At 52.9% G+C, this 25,205-nt stretch carries 26 protein-coding genes, 2 pseudogenes and 1 other annotated feature; of the genes and pseudogenes, 18 read left to right on the top strand and 10 right to left on the bottom strand.

Annotated elements, in window-relative coordinates:
* Positions 1–26: 26 nt before the first annotated feature.
* Positions 27–356 (bottom strand): HI1450 family dsDNA-mimic protein, encoded by a 330-nt coding sequence (locus GM30_RS20310; RefSeq protein ID WP_049850077.1) that lies wholly within the window; start codon positions 354–356, stop codon positions 27–29.
* A gap of 35 nt (positions 357–391) precedes the next feature.
* Positions 392–1,852: a cardiolipin synthase gene (gene cls, locus GM30_RS20305; protein ID WP_049850076.1), complete on the bottom strand. Its 1,461-nt coding sequence runs from the start codon at positions 1,850–1,852 to the stop codon at positions 392–394.
* Positions 1,853–1,995: 143 nt separating this feature from the next.
* Here cls and GM30_RS20300 point away from each other — a divergent pair, with 143 nt between their 5' ends.
* Positions 1,996–2,169, top strand: a complete 174-nt coding sequence (locus GM30_RS20300; protein WP_124965822.1) for a YciY family protein — start codon at positions 1,996–1,998, stop codon at positions 2,167–2,169.
* Positions 2,170–2,218: 49 nt separating this feature from the next.
* Here the strand turns inward: GM30_RS20300 and GM30_RS20295 are convergent, their stop codons facing one another.
* On the bottom strand, positions 2,219–2,515 hold the full coding sequence (locus GM30_RS20295; RefSeq protein WP_049850074.1) for a YciI family protein: 297 nt from the start codon (positions 2,513–2,515) through the stop codon (positions 2,219–2,221).
* A 237-nt stretch (positions 2,516–2,752) separates the two neighbouring features.
* Between GM30_RS20295 and GM30_RS20290 the strand changes: the two are divergent.
* Positions 2,753–3,148: pseudogene (locus GM30_RS20290) on the top strand (energy transducer TonB); the annotation flags it as partial.
* 21 nt (positions 3,149–3,169) lie between these two features.
* Here the strand turns inward: GM30_RS20290 and GM30_RS20285 are convergent.
* The 3 genes from GM30_RS20285 to pfkB all read right to left on the bottom strand — a co-directional run bounded on the left by GM30_RS20285 (position 3,170) and on the right by pfkB (position 5,414).
* Entirely contained in the window at positions 3,170–4,030 is an 861-nt protein-coding gene (locus GM30_RS20285) for a fructosamine kinase family protein (protein WP_049850073.1), read from the bottom strand.
* 101 nt (positions 4,031–4,131) lie between these two features.
* A complete protein-coding gene (ghoS, locus tag GM30_RS20280; protein WP_049850072.1) occupies positions 4,132–4,422 on the bottom strand; it encodes a type V toxin-antitoxin system endoribonuclease antitoxin GhoS in 291 nt (96 codons plus the stop codon).
* Positions 4,423–4,481: 59 nt separating this feature from the next.
* Positions 4,482–5,414 (bottom strand): 6-phosphofructokinase II, encoded by a 933-nt coding sequence (pfkB, locus tag GM30_RS20275; protein ID WP_049850071.1) that lies wholly within the window; start codon positions 5,412–5,414, stop codon positions 4,482–4,484.
* A 303-nt stretch (positions 5,415–5,717) separates the two neighbouring features.
* Between pfkB and GM30_RS20270 the strand changes: the two genes are divergently transcribed.
* From GM30_RS20270 to selO, 15 genes are all read left to right on the top strand, one after another.
* On the top strand, positions 5,718–6,476 hold the full coding sequence (locus tag GM30_RS20270) for a DUF481 domain-containing protein (RefSeq protein ID WP_049850070.1): 759 nt from the start codon (positions 5,718–5,720) through the stop codon (positions 6,474–6,476).
* Between the two features lie 277 nt (positions 6,477–6,753).
* A complete protein-coding gene (thrS, locus tag GM30_RS20265) occupies positions 6,754–8,682 on the top strand; it encodes a threonine--tRNA ligase (protein ID WP_049850069.1) in 1,929 nt (642 codons plus the stop codon).
* Between the two features lie 3 nt (positions 8,683–8,685).
* The gene (gene infC, locus GM30_RS20260; RefSeq protein WP_072091825.1) at positions 8,686–9,228 is read left to right on the top strand and encodes a translation initiation factor IF-3; all 543 of its coding nucleotides are present in this window, start codon (positions 8,686–8,688) and stop codon (positions 9,226–9,228) included.
* 96 nt (positions 9,229–9,324) lie between these two features.
* Positions 9,325–9,522: a 50S ribosomal protein L35 gene (rpmI, locus tag GM30_RS20255; RefSeq protein ID WP_001124225.1), complete on the top strand. Its 198-nt coding sequence runs from the start codon at positions 9,325–9,327 to the stop codon at positions 9,520–9,522.
* Positions 9,523–9,571: 49 nt separating this feature from the next.
* Positions 9,572–9,928 (top strand): 50S ribosomal protein L20, encoded by a 357-nt coding sequence (gene rplT / locus GM30_RS20250; RefSeq protein ID WP_006820206.1) that lies wholly within the window; start codon positions 9,572–9,574, stop codon positions 9,926–9,928.
* A 113-nt stretch (positions 9,929–10,041) separates the two neighbouring features.
* Positions 10,042–10,166, top strand: a sequence feature (Phe leader region).
* Complete coding sequence (pheM, locus tag GM30_RS26380; protein ID WP_001386830.1) at positions 10,047–10,091, top strand: pheST operon leader peptide PheM; 45 nt, start codon at positions 10,047–10,049, stop codon at positions 10,089–10,091. Its footprint overlaps the feature before it by 45 nt.
* Positions 10,167–10,227: 61 nt before the next feature.
* The gene (gene pheS / locus GM30_RS20245; protein ID WP_049850068.1) at positions 10,228–11,211 is read left to right on the top strand and encodes a phenylalanine--tRNA ligase subunit alpha; all 984 of its coding nucleotides are present in this window, start codon (positions 10,228–10,230) and stop codon (positions 11,209–11,211) included.
* Between the two features lie 15 nt (positions 11,212–11,226).
* Entirely contained in the window at positions 11,227–13,614 is a 2,388-nt protein-coding gene (gene pheT, locus GM30_RS20240) for a phenylalanine--tRNA ligase subunit beta (RefSeq protein ID WP_049850067.1), read from the top strand.
* Positions 13,615–13,618: 4 nt separating this feature from the next.
* Entirely contained in the window at positions 13,619–13,918 is a 300-nt protein-coding gene (gene ihfA, locus GM30_RS20235) for an integration host factor subunit alpha (protein ID WP_006820203.1), read from the top strand.
* Between the two features lie 98 nt (positions 13,919–14,016).
* The gene (btuC, locus tag GM30_RS20230; RefSeq protein WP_049850066.1) at positions 14,017–14,886 is read left to right on the top strand and encodes a vitamin B12 ABC transporter permease BtuC; all 870 of its coding nucleotides are present in this window, start codon (positions 14,017–14,019) and stop codon (positions 14,884–14,886) included.
* A gap of 23 nt (positions 14,887–14,909) precedes the next feature.
* Positions 14,910–15,461 (top strand): glutathione peroxidase, encoded by a 552-nt coding sequence (locus tag GM30_RS20225; protein ID WP_049850065.1) that lies wholly within the window; start codon positions 14,910–14,912, stop codon positions 15,459–15,461.
* Entirely contained in the window at positions 15,461–16,234 is a 774-nt protein-coding gene (gene btuD / locus GM30_RS20220; protein WP_049850064.1) for a vitamin B12 ABC transporter ATP-binding protein BtuD, read from the top strand. Before GM30_RS20225 ends, btuD begins: the two co-directional genes overlap by 1 nt.
* A gap of 52 nt (positions 16,235–16,286) precedes the next feature.
* A complete protein-coding gene (locus GM30_RS20215; protein WP_049850063.1) occupies positions 16,287–16,751 on the top strand; it encodes a C40 family peptidase in 465 nt (154 codons plus the stop codon).
* A gap of 282 nt (positions 16,752–17,033) precedes the next feature.
* Positions 17,034–17,747: an EAL domain-containing protein gene (locus tag GM30_RS20210; protein ID WP_049850062.1), complete on the top strand. Its 714-nt coding sequence runs from the start codon at positions 17,034–17,036 to the stop codon at positions 17,745–17,747.
* A gap of 61 nt (positions 17,748–17,808) precedes the next feature.
* Positions 17,809–19,251 carry a protein adenylyltransferase SelO gene (gene selO / locus GM30_RS20205; RefSeq protein ID WP_049850061.1) on the top strand — a complete coding sequence of 481 codons (1,443 nt, stop codon included), beginning with the start codon at positions 17,809–17,811 and terminating at the stop codon, positions 19,249–19,251.
* A gap of 4 nt (positions 19,252–19,255) precedes the next feature.
* Here the strand turns inward: selO and hemP are convergent, their stop codons facing one another.
* From hemP to GM30_RS20190, 3 genes and pseudogenes are all read right to left on the bottom strand, one after another.
* Positions 19,256–19,435: a hemin uptake protein HemP gene (hemP, locus tag GM30_RS20200; protein WP_049850060.1), complete on the bottom strand. Its 180-nt coding sequence runs from the start codon at positions 19,433–19,435 to the stop codon at positions 19,256–19,258.
* A gap of 132 nt (positions 19,436–19,567) precedes the next feature.
* Positions 19,568–20,614 (bottom strand): 3-deoxy-7-phosphoheptulonate synthase AroH, encoded by a 1,047-nt coding sequence (gene aroH / locus GM30_RS20195; RefSeq protein WP_049850059.1) that lies wholly within the window; start codon positions 20,612–20,614, stop codon positions 19,568–19,570.
* 153 nt (positions 20,615–20,767) lie between these two features.
* Positions 20,768–21,473 (bottom strand): annotated as a pseudogene (locus GM30_RS20190) (pyruvate, water dikinase regulatory protein).
* Positions 21,474–21,811: 338 nt separating this feature from the next.
* Here GM30_RS20190 and ppsA point away from each other — a divergent pair.
* Positions 21,812–24,190, top strand: coding sequence for a phosphoenolpyruvate synthase (ppsA, locus tag GM30_RS20185; protein ID WP_049850058.1), 2,379 nt, complete (start codon positions 21,812–21,814; stop codon positions 24,188–24,190).
* 74 nt (positions 24,191–24,264) lie between these two features.
* On the opposite strand, the gene GM30_RS20180 is transcribed toward ppsA, so the two are convergent.
* Entirely contained in the window at positions 24,265–25,152 is an 888-nt protein-coding gene (locus GM30_RS20180; protein ID WP_049850057.1) for a hypothetical protein, read from the bottom strand.
* Positions 25,153–25,205 lie beyond the last annotated feature (53 nt).

The following is a 25,205-nucleotide window of genomic DNA, read 5'->3' as shown; positions in this document are numbered from 1 at the left end:
AGGCCGACATTATGTCGGCCTCTTTATTATTCACGCCACAGGATGTGGCAGAACTTATGATTCTTTTCCCGGCAGAGCAGCACGCGTGCGAAAATATCATTGAGCTCACCGCCGTCGGTATCCGCAAGGCCAATCACCACTTCAGCGAAGAAATCCGGATCAAGGTCGAAATCGACATGCTCCTGCCAGTCTTCTGACGGATCGAACAGCTCCGCGCCGCCACGTTCTTCAAACTGTAAATTAAACAGAATGATATCCGCTGGATCGAGGTTATCGACCGCCAGTTCGAGAAAAATATCGTAGGCCTGCTCGAGCGTTTCGTCTTCGGTCAGGCGATTGTTCAAATCCATATCCATGATGACTACCTGTTAAAACATCTAATGGGCACGTTTTACAGCAACGGGCTGAAGAAGTAAAACAGTCGCTCAGCCATTCGCTGCCAGAGCGGTCTTTTTACCCATTCGCGGGCATCAAGCAGGCGGGAACGCGAAATGTAATCGTCCTGTACGGCGGCGAGATCACCACCAAAACCGACGTCGTCAATGACCAGTGTGATTTCAAAGTTGAGCCAGAGGCTGCGCATGTCGAGATTCACGGTGCCGAAAAGACTGAGTTCGCCATCGACCAGCACGCTCTTGGTATGCAGCAACCCCCCTTCGAACTGATAGATTTTAACCCCGGCGGCCAGCAATTCGGTGAAGAAAGCCCGGCTCGCCCAGCCCACCAGCACTGAATCGTTTTTCAGCGGCAGAATGATGCTGACATCCACCCCGCGCTGGGCGGCGGTACAGATGGCGTGCAACAAGTCATCGCTGGGCACGAAATAGGGGGTGGTCATCACCAGATATTCACGAGCTGAATACGCAGCCGTCAGCAATGCCTGGTGGATCAGATCTTCCGGGAAGCCTGGCCCCGAGGCGATGGTGTGAATGGTGTGCCCGCTGGCGGCTTCGAACGGCATAATATTGGCGTCGGGCGGCGGCGGGAGAATGCGCTTACCGGTTTCAATTTCCCAGTCGCAGGAATACACAATGCCCATCGCGGTGGCGACCGGGCCTTCCATGCGCGCCATCAGATCGATCCACTGACCCACGCCCGCATCCTGTTTAAAGAAGCGGGGATCGACCATATTCATGCTGCCGGTGTAGGCAATATAGTTGTCGATCAACACCATTTTGCGGTGCTGACGCAGATCCATACGGCGCAAGAAGACACGCATCAGATTGACTTTGAGCGCTTCGACGACCTCAATACCGGCGTTTCGCATCATCGTTGCCCACGGGCTGCGGAAAAACGCCACGCTGCCTGCGGAATCCAGCATCAGGCGGCAATGCACGCCACGACGCGCCGCCGCCATCAGCGACTCGGCCACCTGATCGGCCATGCCGCCTGGCTGCCAGATATAAAAGACGATTTCGATATTATGACGAGCGAGCTGAATATCGCGGATCAGCGCCTGCATGACGTCATCGGTTTCGGTCATCAGCTGCAGCTGGTTACCTTTCACCCCCGCGATGCCCTGGCGTCGTTCGCACAGCTTAAACAGCGACGAGGCCACCGGGCTGTTTTCTTCGGCAAAGATGTGGTTGAACGCTTTGAGATCGTGCAGCCATTTGGCGGTCGAGGGCCACATGGCCCGGGCGCGTTCCGCCCGGCGTTTCCCTAAATGCAGTTCTCCGACTGACAAATACGCAATGATCCCGACGAGCGGCAGAATATAAATAATCAGCAGCCAGGCCATGGCGGAAGGCACCGCGCGTCGCTTCATCAGAATACGTAATGTCACACCGGCAATGAGCAACCAGTATCCCAGAACCACCAGCCAACTCACCACGGTGTAGAAGGTTGTCATATTGATAAAAATCCTTTTGTATGCCAGATGTTATGAGTTTACGCATCAGGACTGATCTGGCAAATAAAATGCGCTGCAAAACCGCTGGTCAGCCGGGGGGGAGCGGATATAATAAAGGCTCTTTCATTCTGAGAGCTGTAGAAATGAAGCATAGCAGAACGGAAGTGGGGCGCTGGCGCATGCTGAGACAGGCAAGCCGTCGAAAAGCCCGCTGGCTGGAAGCACAGTCGCGTCGCAATATGCGCATCCACTCGATCAGAAAATGTCTGGTTAAACGGCAACGACAAGCACTGGTTTTTGCCCTCTACGACATCTGAGCACAAAAAGGGCACCGCTTGCGGTGCCCATTGTTTTTCTGGCGCAGGGTTAAAACGTTTTCTTATAGGGTTTAACCGCCACGTTGCCGTAAACCCCGGCAGCGACGTACGGATCGTCGTTCGCCCAGGCCTGTGCTGTTTCCAGCGATTCAAATTCAGCAATAATAATGGAGCCGGTAAAGCCTGCGGCACCAGGATCGTTGCTGTCCACGGCCGGGAGCGGACCTGCGGTCAGCAGTCGACCGTCATCCTGCAGAAGCTGCAGACGGGCGAGGTGGGCAGGGCGGACCGATAAGCGTTTTTCGAGTGAGTCAGCGACATCTTCGGCGTAAATCACGTAAAGCACGGGCAGAACTCCTTCCAGGTTAAATATGGGATTTACGGTAAGTGAAAGTGTCGATGACTGCAATGTAAAGATGAACGCCCTGTGAGACAGTCGCTTCGGCCTGGCGTATTTTTGGACAACGGTGGACAAAAGTTGATGCAAAATAAGATGGCTTATTGAATATGATTGCTATTTGCATTTAAAATCGGGACTTCATTTTTCAACTGACACGATTATGACTTCAATGACCCTTGATANGAGCAGCCGAAGCGGGAAGTGAAACCGGCGGAGCCGCGTCCGGCATCGCCGTTTGAAAGCAACGCGCCTTCACGCCCGGTGACCAGCACTGCCCCGGCAACTACCAGCAAACCAACGGTGAGTGCGCCGAGCGGCCCGCGTGCGCTGAGCCGTAACCAGCCGGGCTATCCGGCGCGCGCGCAGGCACTGCGTATCGAAGGAAAAGTGCGCGTCCGGTTTGACGTCACGGCGGATGGTCGCGTGGATAACGTCGAAATCCTCTCCGCGCAGCCGAGCAACATGTTTGAACGTGAAGTAAAAAGCGCCATGCGGAAATGGCGCTATGAGAGTGGCAAGCCGGGCAACGGACTTATCATGAATATCGAATTCCGCCTGAAAGGCGTTTCAATGAACTAACCGAACGCCTGAGCCGGTGGCTCAGGCAGCCAGCACCCGCTCCAGCGCTTTCTGCGCCGTCACCAGATGCGCCCCGCCAAACAGAATCGCCCGGTTCAGTAAGGTATACAACTGATAAACCGGCTGACGCTCAAGGAAACCGTTTGGTAACGGCGAGACGGACTGATAACCGTCGTAAATCTGCGGCGGTTGATCGGGATGCAACGGCAGCATCGCCAGGTCACACTCCCTGTCACCCCAGTAGCAGGCCGGGTCGAAGATATACGGACCATCAGGCCCCAGCGCGCAGTTCCCGGACCACAAGTCACCATGCAAAAGCGAAGGCTGTGGCTGATGGTTGCTCAGGCGCTGTTGAATATGCCCGACAATGGCATCGATATTGCCAAACGCCATGCCTTTTTCCGCCGCCAGCTCCAACTGCCAGCCAATGCGCTGCTCCGCAAAAAACGTTGACCAGCGGCGCTGCCAGGCGTTGGGTTGTGGTGTGGTGGAGAGATCGTTGTCGAAGTCGAGACCGAACTGCGGCTGGTCGCTCCATTCATGGAGATGGGCAAGCTGTTGGCCCAGCAGGAACGCGCTGTGTGCGTCGAGCGGGCGGGGAGGAAGAAATTCCATCACCAGAAAGCTGTAGTCACGATCGCTGCCGACAGCATACACTTCCGGAACATGCACCGTTTTACTGCGTGACAGCAGTTCCAGCTGATCGGCCTCAGCGGTGAAAATGGGCAGAAGCTCCCGCTCATCACACTTTACGAAAAAGTCTTTGCCGCGATAGCGCAGATGCCATGCAGCGTGGATTTCTCCGCCGGGTAATTCATTACGTAACTCAATGTCGCCGCTTCCAAATTGCTCGCTTAACAGGCCACTGATAGCTTGCCACATGATGCTTCTCCCATGTTTTCTGCCATTTCAGAAGGTTAGCGCATAAATGCGGTGAAAAAACTCGAACTAACGCACAACTGAGCACTTTTAAGCGGCAAATGTTATTGTTTTGTGCCTGCCTGCCAGGTTTCGAACGTGGTGATTTCAATGTCGGGTTTCACATTGAGTGCGGCTTCGGCAAGCCCGGCGGCGAGCTCACGCACCTCTTCTTCGCTGAGCGGGCTGATCAAGCCAAAGGTGTTGGTGCCCAGATCGTGAACTTTGCCGTCATCATCGGCCAGCGTGAGCAGAAAACCGCCCCGGGACAGGTGATTATTCAGCTCGTTGATCTGGGTCAGCGCGTCCTCTTTGAACCGGAACGTCACCACGTAACGGGTAATTTCTCCACTCACGGGTCACCTCTTTGTAATTCATAGATTTATTTAGCATAGCCTAAAGTGCGGGGCTGGCATCATTGCTGGCAGAGATAATCGTAAATCTTACGGGTATTCTCCTTCGAGCACAGGCGCGTACCCTGGTTAATCGTGGCCGCGCTCCCTGCGGCGACGCCAAAGCGCACCATATCTTCCAGGCTGGCGTTTTCCGCAAGCTTAAGCGTCATCGCGCCTACCATGCTGTCACCGGCGCCCACAGTACTCTGACTTTTCATCGGCGGTGGAACGACCTGTACGCAGCCGCTGGCGTCAACGCCGAGCGCCCCCTGCGGCCCCAGCGAGACGATCACCCGCAGCGCTTTTCCGGATTTGACCAACTCCTGCGCGGCCTGGCGAACGTCGTCGGGTTGTGTCAGCGCTCGCTGCACCAGCGCGCTCAGCTCTTTCTGATTCGGCTTCACCAGTTCGATATGACCGATTTCCAGCGCGGCGACAAGGGCCTCACCGGAGCTGTCCACCACGCAGCGGATGCCGTTGTGCTGTGCCGCCTTGATGAGCTGCATCAGCCGTTCGGTTTTGACGCCGGGCGGTAAACTGCCGCTGATCACCAGGATGGCGCCTTTCTCGATTTGCAGCACTTTCTCTTCGAGCTGGCGAAATTCATCTTCATTTAATGAGGCGCCAGGCATCACGAAACGGTACTGTTCGCCGCTGGATTCTATGTGAACATGCAGGTTCTGCCGCGTCCAGTCGTGCGCGTCGACAGCCTCGACCGGCACGTTTTCATCGGCTAACAGAGAAACCAGATGCTCGCCGGTCGCGCCACCCGCCGGGAAAATGGCAGTGGCTTTACCGCCCAGAAACGTAATGGCGCGAGCAACGTTAATTCCACCGCCGCCAGGTTCAAATACGGGGGCGCTACAGCGTAATTTACCTTCGGGATAAATTTGCGGGGTCAGTGTCGCGCTGTCGAGGGAAGGGGCCAGGGTGAGTGTATAAATATTCGCCATTATTATTACCTCCATCTATGTCCCATAACTGAAATTAGTTTAAGCCTGGCACCGAATATCTGAGAAAGGAAGAAACAACAGCCTGATTTACAAGTATTTAAACTTAAAGTGGGGTTTTTATCTTTATGAAATAAAACGAGTTTTGAGATCGTTCTTATTCAAAAAATGAAATAAGAAGTCATTGCTATGTTATTCGAGCCTTTTTATAATTTCTTACCTTTCTCTGGAACTTCCCGCGTTGATCCTCATGAAAGTTTCCGGGACCGTATAGGTCTCTTTTTTTGTTGTACGGACTCTAAATAAATGAAGCTTTTAAAGACAGTACCCGTGGCAGCCTTGCTGGCGGGGGGCTTGTTTGCGTCGATGCACGCGACAGCAGATGATACCGTTTTTACTGTCATGGATGACCCTTCTACTGCAAAGAAACCTTTTGAAGGTAACGTCAACGGCGGCTATCTTGCCCAGTCTGGCAATACCAAAAGTTCTTCCCTGACTGCAGATTCCACAATGACCTGGTACGGCGAATCGACCGCGTGGTCATTATGGGGGAATGCGAGCAACACCTCGTCTAACGACGAACGTTCTTCTGAGAAATATGCGGTAGGTGGCCGTTCGCGCTACAACATGACCGATACAGACTACCTGTTTGGTCAGGCGAGCTGGTTGACTGACCGTTACAACGGCTATCACGAACGTGACGTCCTGACCGCAGGTTATGGTCGTCAGTTTATGAATGGCCCGGTGCACAGCCTGCGTTTTGAATTTGGTCCGGGTGTGCGTTACGACGAATATACTGACGGCGACAGTGAAACTCAGCCGTTGGGTTATGCGTCCGGTACGTACGCCTGGCAGATGACGGATACCACCAAATTTACTCAGGGTGTTTCCGTATTTGGTGCGGATGACACGACGATAAATTCCGAAACTGCGCTCAACGTGGCGATTAACGATCACTTCGGTCTGAAGGTCGCGTATAACCTGAGCTGGAATTCTGAACCGCCGTCAACGGCCCCAAGCCATACCGATCGCCGTACCACGGTATCTCTCGGATACAGAATGTAATTCATCAGGCCGGACTCCGGCCTGATTACTCTTCATCCCTCCGCAAGCCATCTCAATGCAAGATGAACCTGAATCAGGGTTTTATCCCATTGAAATCATGTGTAGACTAGGGGCTGGTTTATCAAAAGACGGATGTAGGAGGCGTGACGCGGTAAACGTCATTTCTCATATTTCGCAGAGTGAAGCGGGAATCAATCCACCCCCTTTTGATAATGTTAATCATATTATTTTGTATGTGCTCTTTCGTGTGGGGCACCACTGCAAATAAGGACATATCATGCCTGTAATTACTCTTCCTGATGGCAGCCAACGCCATTACGACCACGCAGTAAGCCCAATGGATGTTGCGCTTGATATCGGACCGGGACTGGCGAAAGCCTGCATCGCGGGCCGCGTTAATGGCGAACTGGTTGATGCTTCCGATTTAATCGATACCGATGCTCAACTGGCAATCATCACCGCCAAAGACGAAGACGGTCTGGAAATCATCCGTCACTCCTGTGCGCACCTGCTTGGTCATGCCATTAAACAACTGTGGCCGAATACCAAAATGGCGATTGGTCCGGTAGTGGACAACGGTTTTTATTACGATGTGGATATTGACCGAACCCTGACCCAGGAAGATATCGACGCGCTCGAAAAACGTATGCATGAGCTCGCCGAGAAGAACTACGACGTCATCAAGAAGAAAGTCAGCTGGCACGAAGCGCGCGAAACCTTCGTGAAGCGCAACGAGCCGTATAAAGTCTCTATTCTTGACGAAAACATTGCCCATGATGACAAGCCAGGTTTGTATCATCATGAAGAATATGTCGACATGTGCCGCGGTCCGCACGTGCCAAACATGCGTTTCTGCCATCATTTTAAACTAATGAAAACCGCAGGCGCCTACTGGCGTGGCGACAGCGACAACAAAATGCTGCAGCGTATTTACGGCACCGCGTGGGCAGATAAGAAAGCGCTGAATGCGTATCTGCAACGTCTGGAAGAAGCCGCGAAGCGTGACCACCGTAAAATCGGTAAGCAGCTTGACCTGTACCATATGCAGGAAGAAGCGCCGGGCATGGTTTTCTGGCACAACGACGGCTGGACTATCTTCCGTGAACTGGAAACCTTTGTTCGTTCCAAACTGAAAGAGTATCAGTATCAGGAAGTGAAAGGCCCGTTCATGATGGACCGCGTCCTGTGGGAAAAAACCGGCCACTGGGACAACTACAAAGATGCGATGTTCACCACCTCGTCTGAGAACCGTGAATACTGCATCAAGCCAATGAACTGCCCGGGGCACGTTCAGATCTTTAACCAGGGTCTGAAATCCTACCGCGATCTGCCGCTGCGTATGGCGGAATTCGGTAGCTGCCACCGTAACGAACCGTCAGGCGCGCTGCATGGCCTGATGCGTGTGCGTGGCTTCACCCAGGATGATGCTCACATCTTCTGTACTGAAGATCAGATCCGCGATGAAGTGAACGCCTGTATTCGTATGGTCTACGATATGTACAGCACCTTTGGCTTCGAGAAAATCGTCGTCAAGCTTTCCACGCGCCCCGAAAAACGTATCGGCAGCGATGAAATGTGGGATCGTGCTGAGGCGGACCTGGCCGTTGCGCTCGAAGAAAACAACATCCCGTTTGAGTATCAACTGGGTGAGGGCGCGTTCTATGGTCCGAAAATTGAATTTACCCTGTATGACTGCCTCGATCGTGCATGGCAGTGCGGTACGGTACAGCTGGACTTCTCTCTGCCGTCTCGTCTGAGCGCCTCCTATGTGGGCGAAAACAACGAGCGTCAGGTTCCGGTCATGATTCACCGTGCGATCCTTGGGTCAATAGAACGCTTCATCGGCATTCTGACCGAAGAGTTCGCTGGCTTCTTCCCGACCTGGCTTGCGCCGGTGCAGGTAGTGGTCATGAACATTACCGATTCTCAGTCGGATTACGTCAACGAATTGACCCGTAAACTGCAAAATGCGGGCATTCGGGTAAAAGCAGACTTGAGAAATGAGAAGATTGGCTTTAAAATCCGCGAGCACACTTTACGTCGTGTCCCGTATATGCTGGTCTGTGGTGATAAAGAGGTGGAAGCTGGCAAAGTGGCCGTTCGCACCCGCCGCGGTAAAGACCTTGGCGTCATGGGCGTAGAGGAAGTGATTGAGAAGCTGCAACAAGAGATTCGCAGCCGCAGTCTTCAACAACTGGAGGAATAAGGTATTAAAGGCGGAAAACGAGTTCAAACGGCACGTCCGAATCGTATTAATGGCGAGATTCGCGCCCAGGAAGTTCGCTTAACAGGTCTGGAAGGTGAGCCGCTGGGGATTGTGAGTCTGAGAGAAGCGATCGAAAAAGCTGAAGAGGCTGGAGTAGATTTAGTTGAAATCAGCCCTAACGCCGAACCGCCAGTTTGTCGTATCATGGACTACGGCAAGTTCCTTTATGAAAAGAGTAAATCTTCTAAGGAACAGAAGAAAAAGCAAAAAGTTATCCAGGTTAAGGAAATTAAATTCCGTCCTGGTACAGATGAAGGCGACTATCAGGTAAAACTCCGCAGCCTGATTCGCTTTCTTGAAGAGGGTGATAAAGCCAAGATCACACTGCGTTTCCGCGGTCGTGAGATGGCGCACCAGCAGATCGGTATGGAAGTGCTTAATCGCGTGAAAGACGATCTGACAGAACTGGCAGTGGTCGAATCCTTCCCAACGAAGATCGAAGGCCGCCAGATGATCATGGTGCTCGCTCCTAAGAAGAAACAGTAGGCCTTCAAGTAACAATCGCTGTGAGGCTCTTGAGTCTCGCAGCTTTTTGTTCGCCTGGGTTTCGTTTATTAACAATGCGAAGTGGAAGTTATTAAAATGCCAAAAATTAAGACCGTACGCGGTGCTGCTAAGCGCTTCAAAAAAACCGGTAAAGGTGGTTTTAAGCACAAGCACGCTAACCTGCGTCATATTCTGACCAAAAAAGCAACCAAGCGTAAACGTCACCTGCGCCCGAAAGCCATGGTTTCCAAAGGCGATCTGGGTCTGGTAATCGCGTGCCTGCCGTACGCATAAGCCGTTAACGTTTATTAACTTTTTTATTTAGAATATACAGGAGAGCACTATGGCTCGCGTAAAACGTGGTGTAATTGCACGCGCACGTCACAAGAAAATTTTGAAACAAGCTAAAGGCTACTACGGTGCGCGTTCACGCGTTTACCGCGTTGCCTTCCAGGCTGTTATCAAAGCTGGTCAGTACGCTTATCGTGACCGTCGTCAGAAAAAGCGTCAGTTCCGTCAACTGTGGATTGCGCGTATCAACGCAGCAGCACGTCAGAACGGTATTTCTTACAGCAAATTCATCAATGGCCTGAAAAAAGCCTCTGTTGAAATTGACCGTAAGATCCTGGCTGACATCGCAGTATTCGACAAAGTGGCATTTACTGCCCTGGTTGAAAAAGCGAAATCAGCTCTGGCATAAGCCAGTTGAAAGAGGGGGCTTGTCTCCCTCTTTTCATTTCAACGTGTCAGCCATTGACATTTGATCGGTAAGACTTTTCAATAAGGTTTTACGCCATTACCACTAAGGTAACGCAAGCATGAATGCTGCTATTTTCCGCTTCTTTTTTTACTTTAGCACCTGAACTCAGGGGGCTAGCGCGTGAAAGAAGAAACGAAAAACAGCGCCAAAAAGCCTCCATTATGGAGGCTTTTTTGCTTTTGGATAGAGCGAAATAATTACACACAGACGGTGTCTGCACCGACACAACGAGGAAACCCATGTCACATCTCGCAGAGCTGGTTGCCAGTGCGAAGGCAGCCATTAATCAGGCTTCAGATGTTGCCGCGTTAGATAACGTACGCGTCGAATATCTGGGCAAGAAAGGGCATCTGACCCTCCAGATGACAACCCTGCGCGAACTGCCGCCTGAGGAACGTCCGGCGGCAGGTGCGGTCATCAACGAAGCGAAAGAGCAGGTTCAGCAGGCGCTGAATGCGCGTAAAGCGGATCTGGAAGGCGCAGCGCTGAATGCCCGCCTGGCGGCAGAAACGATCGACGTTTCACTGCCTGGCCGCCGTATCGAAAACGGTGGGCTGCACCCGGTTACCCGTACCATTGACCGCATTGAAAGTTTCTTCGGTGAGCTTGGTTTTACCGTGGCGACCGGCCCGGAAATTGAAGACGATTACCACAACTTCGATGCGCTGAACATTCCGGGTCATCACCCGGCGCGTGCCGATCACGACACCTTCTGGTTTGACGCTAAGCGTCTGCTGCGAACTCAGACTTCTGGCGTACAGATTCGCACCATGGAACACCAGCAGCCGCCAATTCGCATCATCGCACCGGGCCGCGTCTACCGTAACGACTACGATCAGACTCACACCCCGATGTTCCACCAGATGGAAGGGCTGATCGTTGACAAGAACATCAGCTTCACCAATCTGAAAGGCACGCTGCACGATTTCCTGCGCAACTTCTTTGAAGAAGATCTGCAGATTCGTTTCCGTCCATCCTATTTCCCGTTCACTGAACCGTCCGCAGAAGTTGACGTGATGGGCAAAAACGGCAAATGGCTGGAAGTGCTGGGTTGTGGGATGGTGCATCCGAACGTACTGCGTAACGTCGGTATCGATCCGGAAATCTACTCAGGTTTCGCCTTTGGTATGGGCATGGAGCGCTTAACTATGCTGCGTTACGGTGTCACCGACTTACGTGCATTCTTCGAAAACGATCTGCGTTTCCTCAAACAGTTTAAATAAGGGCAGGATATAACAATGAAATTCAGTGAACTGTGGTTACGCGAATGGGTCAATCCGGCCATCGACAGCGACGCGCTTTCTGATCAGATCACCATGGCAGGTCTGGAAGTGGATGGCGTTGAGCCGGTTGCGGGGGCGTTTAACGGCGTTGTGGTCGGCGAAGTGGTGGAGTGCGGTCAGCACCCGAACGCTGACAAACTGCGCGTCACAAAAGTAAATGTCGGCGGCGAACGCCTGCTGGATATCGTCTGCGGCGCGCCAAACTGTCGTCAGGGGCTGAAAGTGGCGGTGGCGACCATCGGCGCCGTCCTGCCGGGCGATTTCAAAATCAAAGCCGCAAAGCTGCGTGGTGAGCCGTCGGAAGGGATGCTGTGCTCCTTCTCCGAACTGGGGATCTCTGACGATCACAGCGGCATTATCGAATTGCCAGCGGATGCGCCGATCGGCACCGATATTCGCGATTACCTGAAGCTCAACGATAACACCATCGAAATCAGCGTGACGCCAAACCGTGCAGACTGCCTGGGCATTATCGGCGTAGCCCGTGACGTGGCGGTGCTGAATCAGCAGCCGCTGGTTGAGCCTGATATGGCACCGGTGGCCGCCACCATCAGCGATACGCTGCCTATTCGTGTTGAAGCGACCGACGCCTGCCCGCGCTATCTGGGTCGCGTGGTCAAAGGTATCAATGTCAAGGCGCCTACGCCGCTGTGGATGAAAGAGAAGCTGCGTCGTTGTGGCATTCGCTCCATTGATGCGGTGGTGGACGTGACGAACTATGTGCTGCTTGAACTGGGTCAGCCGATGCACGCTTTTGACCGTGACCGCATTGACGGCGGTATCGTGGTGCGTATGGCGAAACCGGGTGAAACGCTGGTGCTGCTCGATGGCACCGAAGCGAAACTCGACACCGGCACGCTGGTCATTGCCGATCACGGTAAAGCGCTGGCGATGGGCGGGATCTTCGGTGGCGAGCATTCCGGCGTGAATGACGAAACGCAGAATGTGCTGCTGGAATGCGCGTTCTTCAGCCCGTTATCGATTACCGGTCGTGCACGCCGTCATGGCCTGCATACGGACGCCTCTCACCGCTATGAGCGCGGCGTCGATCCGGCGCTGCAGTTCAAAGCGATGGAGCGTGCGACGCGTCTGCTGATTGACATCTGTGGTGGCGAAGCGGGTCCGGTGATTGACGTCACGGATGAATCCACGCTGCCGAAACCGGCAACCATCCTGCTGCGCCGCAGCAAGCTGGATCGCCTGATCGGCCACCACATTGCCGATGCGCAGGTGACCGATATACTGCGTCGTCTGGGTTGTGATGTGACCGAAGGCCAGGACGAATGGCAGGCGGTGGCACCGAGCTGGCGCTTCGACATGGAAATCGAAGAAGATCTGGTGGAAGAAGTGGCGCGTGTTTACGGCTACAACAACATCCCGGATGAACCGGTTCAGGCCGGTTTAATTATGGGAACCCACAAAGAAGCGAACTTGTCGCTCAAGCGCGTGAAAACGCTGCTGAACGATAAGGGCTATCAGGAAGTCATCACCTATAGCTTCGTCGATCCGAAAATTCAGCAACTGATCCACCCGGGTGAAGAGGCGTTGATTCTGCCGAGCCCGATTTCCAGCGAAATGTCCGCAATGCGTCTGTCGCTGTGGACGGGCCTGCTGGGCACCGTGGTGTATAACCAGAACCGCCAGCAGAGCCGCGTACGTATCTTCGAAACCGGCCTGCGCTTCGTTCCGGATACCCAGGCTAATCTCGGCATTCGTCAGGATGTAATGCTGGCGGGCGTGATTTGCGGTAACCGCTATGAAGAGCACTGGAACCTGGCAAAAGAGACCGTTGATTTCTATGATGTAAAAGGCGATCTCGAATCCGTGCTGGATCTGACCGGTAAACTGGCTGACGTTCAGTTCAAAACCGAAGCGAATCCGGCATTGCATCCGGGACAGTCTGCGGCGATTTATCTGAAAGGCGAACGTATTGGTTTCATTGGGGTTGTTCATCCTGAACTCGAACGTAAACTGGATCTGAACGGTCGCACTCTGGTGTTCGAACTGGAGTGGAACAAGCTCGCAGACCGCGTGGTGCCTCAGGCTCAGGAGATTTCTCGCTTCCCGGCGAACCGTCGCGACATCGCTGTTGTGGTCGCTGAAAACGTTCCGGCGGCGGATATTCTCACCGAGTGTAAGAAAGTTGGCGCAAATCAGGTAGTTGGCGTAAACTTATTTGACGTGTACCGTGGTAAGGGTGTAGCGGAGGGTTATAAGAGCCTTGCGATTAGCCTGATCCTTCAGGATACCAGCCGTACACTCGAAGAAGAGGAGATTGCCACTACCGTTGCCAGATGTGTAGAGGCATTAAAAGAGCGATTCCAGGCATCATTGAGGGATTGAACCTATGGCGCTTACAAAAGCTGAAATGTCAGAATATCTGTTTGATAAGCTTGGGCTTAGCAAGCGGGATGCCAAAGAACTGGTAGAGCTGTTTTTCGAAGAGATTCGTCGTGCTCTGGAAAACGGTGAGCAGGTGAAACTCTCCGGTTTTGGTAACTTTGACTTGCGTGATAAAAATCAACGCCCGGGGCGCAACCCGAAGACGGGCGAAGATATTCCCATTACAGCCCGGCGTGTGGTGACCTTCAGACCCGGACAGAAGTTAAAGAGCCGTGTCGAAAACGCTTCGCCCAAGGCAGAGTGATCTGAACTAACTAAAAAGGCCGCTTCGCGGCCTTTTTCTTTTCTGTGGTTGACGGGCACCGTAAAATCAACCACATCGCTGCTGAATGAATGGAAATTATGCTCTCCTGGGTTCGACTTCAACAACAACGAAACCGACGCTGGCTGCTTACGCTGCTGTTGATCCTGATCGCCGCGACGATGCTCAGCCTGTGTGCTGGCGATCAGTGGATTGCCCCGGCAAACTTATTTGAAACCCCGCTTGCCGAACCTGGCTTATTGGGTGTATCCAATGGGGCTGGCGTCGGCCTGATTGTCGCTGTGCTCCTCGGGCACGGCCTGTTACCTGGCTGGGCGCTGGGGCTGTGCGCCATCGCTGGCGCGCTGCTCATTACCTTTATTCTGCTGCGCTTCGCCCGGCGCCATCTCTCAACCAGTCGCCTGCTGCTGGCCGGGGTTGCTCTCGGGATTATCTGCAGCGCCATCATGACCTGGGCGGTCTATTTCTCGACCGCCTTTGACCTGCGCCAGTTGATGTACTGGATGATGGGCGGTTTCGGTGGTGTAGACTGGCAGCAACTCTGGTTGATGATTGCGCTGATCCCGGTCATGGTATGGGTCAGCGCGCAATCACGGCCATTGAATTTACTGGCACTGGGCGAAGTTTCCGCACGTCAACTGGGGCTGCCACTGTGGCTGTGGCGTAAACTGCTGGTTATCGCTACTGGCTGGCTGGTGGGCGTCAGTGTCGCGCTGGCGGGCGCCATTGGTTTTATCGGTCTGGTGATCCCGCACATCCTGCGGCTGTGCGGCCTGACTGACCACCGGGTGCTCCTGCCTGCCTGTGTTCTGGCGGGAGGCAGCGCCTTACTGCTGGCGGATGTGGTTGCGCGTCTGGCGCTCTCAGCCGCCGAGCTGCCCATCGGCGTGGTGACCGCCACGCTGGGCGCACCGGTCTTTATCTGGTTACTCTTAAAAACGGGTCGTTAAGAACCACAGACAATGAGGATGCTATGCAAAACGATATTCTGAACACCGAAGTCACTACCATCGACGGCGAAAAAACCACGCTGGCAAACTGGCGCGGCAAGGTGCTGCTGATCGTCAACGTCGCGTCAAAATGTGGCTTAACGCCGCAGTATGAGCAGCTGGAAGCTATCCAGGAGCAATGGCAGGGCGAGGGCTTCAGCGTGCTGGGGTTCCCGTGCAATCAGTTTCTTGGTCAGGAGCCGGGTAGCGAAGAGGAGATTAAAACCTTCTGTTCGACGACTTACGGCGTGACGTTCCCGATGCTGAGCAAAGGCGACGTCAACGGCGAAAACCGCCATCCGCTGTATCAGAAGCTGGTTAAAGCGGCACCAACGGCGGTCGCGCCGGAAGGGAGCGGTTTTTACGAACGCATGGTCAGCAAAGGGCGTGCGCCGCTTTATCCGGACGATATTCTGTGGAATTTTGAGAAATTCCTGATCGGCCGCGATGGACAGGTGATCCAGCGTTTCTCACCGGATATGACGCCGGACGATCCTGTGATCACCCGCGCCATTAAACAGGCGCTGGCAAGCTGATGACCGTTCTGATGCAACTGCATCAGGTCGAGGAAACGGCTCGTCTTGGGCCGTTTTCTGCCGACGTGCAGAGTGGGGAAATTCTGCATCTCGTCGGGCCAAACGGCGCAGGAAAAAGTACGTTGCTGACACGAATGGCCGGACTGAGCACAGGCAAAGGTCATATTGCGCTGAACGGCAGGGCGCTGGAAAGCTGGTCCGAAACCGAACTGGCGCACCATCGCGCGTATCTCACGCAACAGCAGACGCCGCCGTTTGCGATTCCGGTCTGGCAGTATCTGATGCTCCATCAGCATGATAAATCGCAAAGTGTTTTGCTGAACAAAATGGCTAATGCGCTGGGGTTGATGTCGAAGCTGGGACGCCAGACGAACCAACTGTCAGGCGGCGAGTGGCAGCGCGTACGCCTGGCGGCTGTGATGCTGCAAATCCACCCGGAAGGCAACTCGCAGGGGCAACTTTTATTGCTCGATGAGCCAATGAACAGCCTTGATGTGGCACAGCAGGCAGCACTGGACGGCATGCTGAATCAACTCTGTGAGGCCGGGATCACGGTGGTGATGAGCAGTCACGATCTCAATTATTCGCTGCGCAATGCGCATCGCGTATGGTTAATGCGCGATGGCAAATTGATCGCCAGCGGGGAAAAAGACGCGGTATTAACGCCAGAACACCTTTTCCAGGCCTGGCAAATACATTTTCAGCGACTGGATATTTCCGGACATCAAATCCTGGTTTCATCACTGCCGCATGAAAGGTCACTTGCCAGTTAAACATTAAGCACGCTAAATTATTATTAAAATAAAAAGCAGAGGAACCGCGGACATGCGTTTCTGGTTTATTTTGCTCGTGGCATTCATTCTTGCAGGATGCAGCAGCCATCGTGCGCCACCGCCTAATCCACGGCTGTCGGATTCGATTGCCGTTATCGCCGGTCTGAACGATCAGCTACAGAACTGGCGGGGAACGCCTTACCGTTATGGCGGTATGAACCGTGGGGGCGTCGATTGCTCCGGGTTTGTGGTGATGACGTTCCGCGATAAATTTGAAATGCAGCTGCCACGGGAAACTCGTCAGCAGGCAAACCTCGGCACGGAAATCGACAAAGATCAGCTGCTACCGGGCGACCTGGTATTTTTCAAGACGGGCTCTGGCGCCAATGGGCTGCACGTCGGCATTTATGATACCGACAACACCTTTATCCATGCGTCGACCAGCCAGGGCGTCACGCGTTCCTCACTGGATAATGTCTACTGGCGGAAAAACTTCTGGCAGGCCAGACGAATTTGATGATGTCAGAAAAAGGGATTGCGATCCCTTTTTTGTTGCCGGCAAAACATTTAAAACATCCTTTAACATCATTATTACTTTCAACAATGATTTGCATTAGGTAAAACGGTTGATTGTCTAAACATGCGGGTATGGATTACAATATAGCGGGTGTTTTTTGCAGGGATCCCGTTATTAAAATAAGGAACGGATGAAACTATTTTTAATAAAATCAAATAGCTCGCGTTGTTTTCGTCGTTACATCAGGTTGCCGGGAATCGTCCTTGTTGAGGGGCAGATGCCATGATTGTCTCGCTGGATAACGCATATCGTCCGGAATGTTTATTTCTCCCGGCCCGAAACAATACCGACAAACTCATCGGTCTGGAAATCATTGCTAACTTTGTTGGCGTGGGGTCGGGCGTCCGTACGCCTACAGAATTTGTCGTAAAGTACATGACGCCTGAGGAAGAGTTATCATTATTTAATGAAAAACTCGCATTGCTGGAAACGTGCCAGCTCTTTTTTATTCAACATCATTTACTTGCCTGGATAAATATAACGCCCGTGATAGTTCAGGCGTTGTTAACGCAAACCGCGTTAATCGAAAGCGTTAAACGATTCCCGTTTCTCGAATTTACCATTAATGAAAATTACCCCGGCTTAAATACGCTGAATGATCATCACGCATTAATGATCCTGGCAAAACGATTTAATCTGGTACTCGCGAATTTTGGCGCAGGGGATACATCGACAAAAGCCATTTTTGCCGGCGTTTTTTCACGTATTGCGATTGATAAAGCGTTTGTCCAGCGCCGCGTCCTTTCTCCCTCATTTGAGCCCTTTATGCGCGCCATTGTGTCTCAGGTGTTACCGTATTGCGCCACCCTGATGATTGCCGGTATCGACAGTGAAGAGACGCGGCGACGCGTCGAGCCTTTTGGGTTCAGCGCCATGCAGGGCGCGTTGTGGCCTGCCGTCACTGCGGAGCGGATCACGACACTGGTGCAGGGATAACCCTGCAAACCGCCCGTGTTTGTCTGTCAGATTAGGCACTACACTACAGACAGGAGGAACCATGACCCTGTCTTTTACATCTCACTGGCGCGATGAGCTGCCGGGATTTTATACCGCACTGCAACCCACACCGTTAAAGAATGCCCGGCTGATCTGGCATAACGCGCCGCTGGCGGAAGCGCTGGGTGTTGACGCCTCGCTGTTCCAGCCAGAGCAGGGCGCAGGTGTCTGGAGTGGCGAAACGCTGCTGCCCGGCATGTCACCGCTGGCGCAGGTTTACAGCGGCCACCAGTTTGGCGTCTGGGCGGGGCAACTCGGCGACGGGCGCGGCATTCTGCTCGGCGAGCAGCAACTGCCTGACGGTCGATGCGTGGACTGGCATCTGAAAGGCGCAGGGCTGACGCCGTATTCGCGAATGGGCGATGGCCGCGCGGTGCTGCGTTCAACGATTCGTGAGAGCCTGGCGTCCGAAGCGATGCACGGACTCGGCATACCCACCACGCGCGCGCTGGCTATCGTGACCAGCGACACGCCTGTTCGTCGCGAGACCATGGAGCAGGGCGCGATGCTGATGCGTATCGCAGAAAGTCATGTGCGGTTCGGCCATTTTGAACATTTCTATTATCGCCGCGAGCCGGAAAAGGTCCGCCAGCTGACGGACTATGTGATCCGCCATCACTGGCCGCAACTGGAAAACGACAGTGATAAATATATCCTCTGGTTTCGTGACGTTGTCACGCGAACGGCACGTCTCATTGCCCGCTGGCAATCGGTCGGTTTCGCGCATGGTGTGATGAATACCGACAATATGTCGATCCTCGGCCTGACGCTGGACTACGGCCCTTATGGTTTCCTCGATGACTATCAGCCTGGTTTTATCTGTAACCACTCTGACCATCAGGGACGCTACAGCTTTGATAACCAGCCTGCGGTCGGGCTATGGAATCTGCAACGGCTGGCGCAGTCGCTGTCGCCGTTTATCGATGCAGACGCCCTCAACGACGCGCTGGATACCTATCAGCTCGCTCTGTTCCGCGAGTACGGGCTACTGATGCGCAGCAAACTCGGCTTTTATACCGAACAGCAGGGCGATAACGACTTGTTGAATGCGCTGTTTGCGCTGATGGCGCGGGAAGGCAGCGATTTTACCCGTACCTTCCGTATGCTCAGTCAGACGGAACAGCACAGCGCGACGTCACCGTTGCGTGATGAGTTTATCGATCGCGGCGCGTTTGACCACTGGTTTCAGGATTACCGTCAGCGGTTGCAGCAGGAACAGATTGAAGACGACGAACGTCAGCGGCGAATGCAGGTTGTCAATCCGGCGATGGTGTTGCGTAACTGGCTGGCGCAGCGGGCCATAGAGCAGGCAGAACGCGGCGATATGCAGGAACTGGCGCGCCTCCACGAGGCGCTGCGTAACCCGTTTGTCGACAGAGAGGATGATTATGTCAGCCGTCCGCCAGACTGGGGGAAACGGCTGGAAATGAGCTGCTCGAGTTGATCCGTTATTTCGTCAGGATCAGTTTCCCGGCGTGAGTCTGGCGAAGCAGGTATTCATGGCCGTTATGTTCAATCAGCACGCGGCCTTCCTGACCTAACAGTGCCTGGCTGCTGATACGACGATCGGTCGAAATGGGATAGGGGCTGTTTTCTTTCGGTTTGTCCTGTTCGGTGGAACTGTCCATAGGCATCGCGTTGTTTAAAAATAAATCTCAATGTCACAATGATAATCATTATCGATAATGCATCTACTCGCAGCAAGTGTTATTTATGAAAAACGGTGAGGAACCCCACCGCGGCGGCGGCGGGGGTATCAATCAGAAGCGGGTGGCGACAGCCGCGGCCAGTTTATCCAGCAATACTTCGCTATCTTCCCAGTTCAGGCAGGGATCGGTGATGGACTGACCATACGCCAGCGGCTGTCCGGCAACAATTTTCTGGGTGCCTTCGCGCAGGAAGCTTTCAGCCATGACGCCAGCAATGGCTGTTGAGCCATTACGTATTTGCGCGCAGATGTCATCACAGACATCCAACTGGCGTCGGTGCTGCTTCTGGCAGTTTCCGTGGCTGAAATCGACCACGAGATGCTCGGGCAGATCAAACTCATGCAGCGTATCGCAGGCTGCGGCAATGTCTTCGGCGTGGTAGTTCGGCTTTTTGCCGCCACGCATGATGATATGACCGTACGGGTTGCCGCTGGTCTGATAGATAGTCATTTGCCCGTTCTTGTCTGGCGACAGGAACATGTGGCTGGCGCGGGAGGCGCGAATCGCATCTACCGCAATGCGGGTATTGCCGTCAGTCCCGTTTTTAAAGCCCACCGGGCAGGAGAGCGCGGAGGCCATTTCCCGGTGGATTTGACTTTCCGTGGTTCGTGCGCCAATCGCGCCCCAACTGATAAGATCGGCGATAAACTGCCCGGTCACCATATCGAGAAATTCCGTCGCCGTCGGCACGCCCAGTTCATTCACCTGCAGCAGGAGCTTACGGGCTAACTCAATACCGTGGTTTACGCGATAGCTGCCGTTCAGATCCGGATCGGAAATCATCCCTTTCCAGCCGACCACAGTACGCGGTTTTTCAAAATAGGTGCGCATGACGATTTCAAGGTGCGCCTGATGTTTGCTGCGCAGCGCTGCGAGGCGGCGCGCATAATCCATGGCAGCATCCAGATCGTGAATGGAGCAGGGGCCAATCACCACCAGCAGACGGCGGTCTTCACCATTAAGGATTTTCTCAATACGACGGCGTGACTGGATCACATGATCCGCCACGGCAGGCGAAACGGGATATTGCTGCGCCAGTTGCGCGGGTGTGACCAGACTGTCCATCCGCGCGGTACGCAATTCATCAGTTTTATTCATCGGGTGTCTCAGAAATTGTTTGCTTCATCGGCAGAAATACCGGAAGTGATGCACATCACGATAAACCAATCCTGACTGAATTCAAGCCTGGACGCGATGTGCACGCTATCGCGGTACTTATCTTACACAATGATGCAGTATTGTACTAGTTTATTAGTACATTCTGCGGCTGAGTCCCATCAGATCCATTATCTTTGTCGCAATCTCTTCGACGGAGTAGTTAGTACTGTTGAGGTAAGGGATCTGATTTTTGCGGTACAGCGCTTCAACTTCAGAGACTTCCATGCGGCACTNNCATATCGTCGGCGATAAACGGGTAGTTTGCCGCGCGGATACCAAACTGCATCGCCAGGTAGAGGCTGGTCGGGGTTTTTCCACAGCGGGATACCCCCAACAGGATCACCTGCGCCTGATCGAGATTGCGCAGCGAAATGCCATCATCATGCGCGAGTGTGTAGTCAATGGCCGCAATTCTCGCGTCGTATTTGGTGAGGTTGCCCGGTGTCAGCCCGTGCGTGCGATGGGCAACGGGCGTGGGATCCAGTTTCATCTCTTCCTGTAAAGGCGCGACCAGCGCCTGAACGATGTCCTGACAGAATCCTTCGCTTTGCAGAATAATGCGGCGAATTTCTGGAATAACGATGGAATAAAAGACCAGCGGTCGGACACCGGTTTGCTGATAAATAGCGTCAATCTGCTCTTTGACGGCTTTGGCGCGGCTCTCGCTCTCAACAAACGGCAGGGTGATACTATTGATGGAAACGGGAAACTGGGACATTACCGCATGCCCAAGGACTTCCGCCGTAATGGCCGTTCCGTCTGAAATATAAAATACGTGGCGATCTACAGCATTTTCCATTTTTGACCATCCGGTTTACTCTGCTTAATTATCTGAAAGGGTAAATTAAATTTAATCATAACGCAGCTTCATTTGTCTCATTTAAAAATGAAACGCTATTTTTATTTTTAATGAAAAGCCTGGTTCATTTTTTAAGTCATTTCGCATATACCATTGGTTTGTGTGGGATTACTGACAAATCAGTGAGTTATCTCGTTTGGCGGAGTTGTCTGAAAATTTGAAAAATTAAATTGCTTGAACGATTCACCGTTTTTATCAGCGTCGTAATTATGCGAGGATAATTCGCGTCGCCAGTATCTGACTGGCACCCGTTCTTAAATCACAAAAGGATTGTTTCGATGTCCAACAATGGCTCGTCACCGCTGGTGCTTTGGTACAACCAACTCGGCATGAATGATGTAGACAGAGTTGGGGGCAAAAATGCCTCCCTGGGTGAAATGATTACAAATCTGTCCGGTCTGGGCGTTTCAGTTCCCAACGGATTTGCGACCACAGCAGATGCTTTTAATCAGTTTCTCGACCAGAGCGGAGTCAACCAGCGCATTTATCAGTTGCTGGATGAAACCGATATTGATGACGTAACCGCGCTGGCGAAAGCCGGAGCGCAGATCCGCCAGTGGATCATCGACACACCTTTCCAGAGCGAACTGGAAACTGCTATTCGCGAAGCTTACGAGCAACTCTCTGCCGATGATGCGGACGCCTCCTTTGCCGTGCGTTCTTCCGCGACGGCAGAAGATATGCCGGATGCGTCTTTCGCCGGTCAACAGGAAACTTTCCTCAACGTACAGGGCTTTGACGCCGTGCTGGTGGCGGTGAAGCATGTATTCGCCTCGCTGTTTAACGACCGCGCCATATCCTATCGTGTGCATCAGGGCTACGATCATCGTGGCGTCGCGCTTTCTGCGGGCGTTCAGCGCATGGTTCGTTCCGATCTCGCCTCGTCCGGCGTGATGTTCTCCATCGATACCGAATCCGGTTTTGATCAGGTCGTGTTTATCACTTCAGCCTGGGGGCTGGGCGAAATGGTGGTGCAGGGCGCGGTGAATCCGGATGAGTTTTACGTCCATAAACCGACGCTGGCAGCGAATCGCCCGGCTATCGTGCGCCGTACCATGGGCTCCAAAAAGATCCGCATGGTTTATGCGCCGACGCAGGAACACGGCAAGCAGGTTCGTATCGAAGATGTGCCGCAGGAGCAACGCGATGTCTTTTCTCTGACCAACGAGGAAGTGCAGGCACTGGCGAAACAAGCGGTGCAAATTGAAAAACACTATGGCCGCCCGATGGATATCGAGTGGGCTAAAGATGGTCACACCGGCAAACTGTTCATCGTTCAGGCGCGTCCTGAGACCGTGCGTTCCCGCGGTCAGGTAATGGAGCGTTACACGCTTCACGCGCAGGGTAAAATTATCGCGGAAGGGCGTGCCATCGGGCACCGTATTGGCGCTGGTGAAGTGAAAGTCATTCACGATATCAGCGAAATGAACCGCATCCAGCCGGGTGATGTACTGGTGACTGACATGACCGATCCGGACTGGGAACCGATCATGAAAAAAGCCGCGGCGATTGTCACCAACCGTGGCGGTCGTACCTGTCACGCGGCAATCATCGCCCGTGAGCTGGGGATCCCGGCGGTGGTCGGCTGTGGCGACGCCACCGAGCGCATGAAAGACGGCGAAAAAGTTACCGTTTCCTGTGCGGAAGGCGACACCGGTTATGTCTATGCCGAAATGCTCGATTTCAGCGTGAAAAGCTCCAGCGTCGATACCATGCCGGATCTGCCGCTGAAGATCATGATGAACGTCGGCAACCCGGATCGTGCTTTTGACTTCGCTTGTCTGCCGAACGAAGGCGTGGGGCTGGCGCGTCTGGAATTTATCATCAACCGTATGATTGGCGTTCATCCGCGTGCGTTGCTGGAATTTGATGACCAGGAGCCAGCGCTGCAGAACGAAATCCGCGAAATGATGAAGGGGTACGACTCGCCGAAAGAGTTTTATGTCGGTCGCCTGACGGAAGGGATCGCCACGCTGGGCGCGGCATTCTATCCGAAGCGCGTCATCGTTCGCCTCTCCGACTTTAAATCTAACGAATACGCCAACCTGGTGGGTGGCGAGCGTTATGAACCAGATGAAGAAAACCCGATGCTGGGCTTCCGCGGCGCTGGACGCTATGTCTCCGATAGCTTCCGCGACTGCTTTGCGCTCGAGTGTGACGCGGTGAAACGCGTTCGCAATGAGATGGGCTTAACCAACGTGGAAATCATGATCCCGTTTGTGCGCACCGTGGCGCAGGCAAAAGCGGTGGTCGACGAGTTAGCTCGTCAGGGGCTTAAACGTGGCGAGAATGGCCTGAAAGTGATCATGATGTGCGAGATCCCGTCCAACGCCCTGTTAGCGGAACAGTTCCTTGAGCACTTCGACGGCTTCTCCATCGGTTCTAACGACATGACGCAGCTGACACTGGGTCTGGATCGTGACTCCGGTGTGGTCTCTGAATTGTTCGACGAACGCAACGACGCGGTAAAAGCGCTGCTGTCGATGGCGATTCGCACGGCGAAAGAGAAAGGCAAATATGTCGGCATCTGTGGTCAGGGCCCGTCCGACCACGAAGATTTCGCCGCCTGGCTGATGGAAGAGGGGATCGACAGCCTGTCGCTTAACCCGGACACCGTCGTCCAGACCTGGCTGAGTCTGGCTGAACTGAATAAGTAATTTTCTGCCTGAAATGGATAATCCCTGGTCGCGAGGCCGGGGATTTTTTATTGGGATAGGGCCTGGCGCTTTTTCTAATGCAGATTGTCTCCGTCAATCTCAATACTGACAGGATGGCTTCTGATGTCGAAGCCTGGTTTCAGGCCAAAATAAGAGAATTTCTCCAGAAACACTTCCAGTGAATCTCCTTTACTTGCATCGGCACAATTGCTTTCAGGATTGACAAGAGAGTATGTATTTTCTTTACAGGAATAAGAATCTGAAGCGTTAAAAACAGAAAGGAGTAACGTATTCCTTTCTAATTCTATAAACCAATCACTATCAACAATCGTATACTCCAGTGTGCTGATGTGATAATGACGTTTTCCCGGCATAAAAAAATAAAAATGATTGAGCGGTAGTGTATATGAATAACTACTTTTCGACGGGATTAATCGCCATGAGTCTTTACTCCCATCCGCATCAAACCGGCATTTGTAGCCATGGTAATCTAGTATTATATTCCCTGTAGTTATCTGGAACATATCACTGCACATCTCTGCTGGCTTCTCATCAGTTGGCACCATTTTCAATGGGATGTAATAGTCTTTTTGACTATTATTGGTGATATTTACTTTTGCCAGGACATCTCGTGAAGATTGCTCAACAGATAAATGTAAGTCTATGCTGTTTACATGTTGATTTTTAATGCTTTCGGCCTCGTTTATCCTCAGTAAAGTATAAGTATGTTCAATGTTGTTGATGCGGTAATCATTTCTTTGTTGTAATTGATAAGACTTGGGGTTCTGCATTATGAAACTACGATTTTGTAACTTGCCATAAGCATATTTTAATATAATAAGATTTTGCTCTGCCTGGGTGTAATGCAGTGACATGAGATATACAAAACATATCATCATAAACGGGCGAGCATGCTTTGAGAAAAGCATTTTAAGCACTGCCGGTAAAGAAACAGTCGTCATGATGGAGATTTCTCAAAATACATTTCTATGTTATATGCATTAAGAAAAAGTTT

Source organism: Trabulsiella odontotermitis, from assembly GCF_001188485.1.
Lineage (GTDB): Bacteria > Pseudomonadota > Gammaproteobacteria > Enterobacterales > Enterobacteriaceae > Trabulsiella > Trabulsiella odontotermitis_A.
This window is presented reverse-complemented; position numbering and strand designations above follow the sequence as displayed.

Coding starts and splice junctions, on each gene's coding strand:
- GM30_RS20310 (WP_049850077.1), bottom strand. CDS start 356: ATGGATATGGATTTGAACAATCGCCTGACCGAAGACGAAACGCTCGAG.
- cls (WP_049850076.1), bottom strand. CDS start 1,852: ATGACAACCTTCTACACCGTGGTGAGTTGGCTGGTGGTTCTGGGATAC.
- GM30_RS20300 (WP_124965822.1), top strand. CDS start 1,996: ATGAAGCATAGCAGAACGGAAGTGGGGCGCTGGCGCATGCTGAGACAG.
- GM30_RS20285 (WP_049850073.1), bottom strand. CDS start 4,030: ATGTGGCAAGCTATCAGTGGCCTGTTAAGCGAGCAATTTGGAAGCGGC.
- pfkB (WP_049850071.1), bottom strand. CDS start 5,414: ATGGCGAATATTTATACACTCACCCTGGCCCCTTCCCTCGACAGCGCG.
- GM30_RS20270 (WP_049850070.1), top strand. CDS start 5,718: ATGAAGCTTTTAAAGACAGTACCCGTGGCAGCCTTGCTGGCGGGGGGC.
- thrS (WP_049850069.1), top strand. CDS start 6,754: ATGCCTGTAATTACTCTTCCTGATGGCAGCCAACGCCATTACGACCAC.
- rpmI (WP_001124225.1), top strand. CDS start 9,325: ATGCCAAAAATTAAGACCGTACGCGGTGCTGCTAAGCGCTTCAAAAAA.
- rplT (WP_006820206.1), top strand. CDS start 9,572: ATGGCTCGCGTAAAACGTGGTGTAATTGCACGCGCACGTCACAAGAAA.
- pheS (WP_049850068.1), top strand. CDS start 10,228: ATGTCACATCTCGCAGAGCTGGTTGCCAGTGCGAAGGCAGCCATTAAT.
- pheT (WP_049850067.1), top strand. CDS start 11,227: ATGAAATTCAGTGAACTGTGGTTACGCGAATGGGTCAATCCGGCCATC.
- ihfA (WP_006820203.1), top strand. CDS start 13,619: ATGGCGCTTACAAAAGCTGAAATGTCAGAATATCTGTTTGATAAGCTT.
- btuC (WP_049850066.1), top strand. CDS start 14,017: ATGCTCTCCTGGGTTCGACTTCAACAACAACGAAACCGACGCTGGCTG.
- GM30_RS20225 (WP_049850065.1), top strand. CDS start 14,910: ATGCAAAACGATATTCTGAACACCGAAGTCACTACCATCGACGGCGAA.
- btuD (WP_049850064.1), top strand. CDS start 15,461: ATGACCGTTCTGATGCAACTGCATCAGGTCGAGGAAACGGCTCGTCTT.
- GM30_RS20215 (WP_049850063.1), top strand. CDS start 16,287: ATGCGTTTCTGGTTTATTTTGCTCGTGGCATTCATTCTTGCAGGATGC.
- GM30_RS20210 (WP_049850062.1), top strand. CDS start 17,034: ATGATTGTCTCGCTGGATAACGCATATCGTCCGGAATGTTTATTTCTC.
- selO (WP_049850061.1), top strand. CDS start 17,809: ATGACCCTGTCTTTTACATCTCACTGGCGCGATGAGCTGCCGGGATTT.
- hemP (WP_049850060.1), bottom strand. CDS start 19,435: ATGGACAGTTCCACCGAACAGGACAAACCGAAAGAAAACAGCCCCTAT.
- aroH (WP_049850059.1), bottom strand. CDS start 20,614: ATGAATAAAACTGATGAATTGCGTACCGCGCGGATGGACAGTCTGGTC.
- ppsA (WP_049850058.1), top strand. CDS start 21,812: ATGTCCAACAATGGCTCGTCACCGCTGGTGCTTTGGTACAACCAACTC.
- GM30_RS20180 (WP_049850057.1), bottom strand. CDS start 25,152: ATGACGACTGTTTCTTTACCGGCAGTGCTTAAAATGCTTTTCTCAAAG.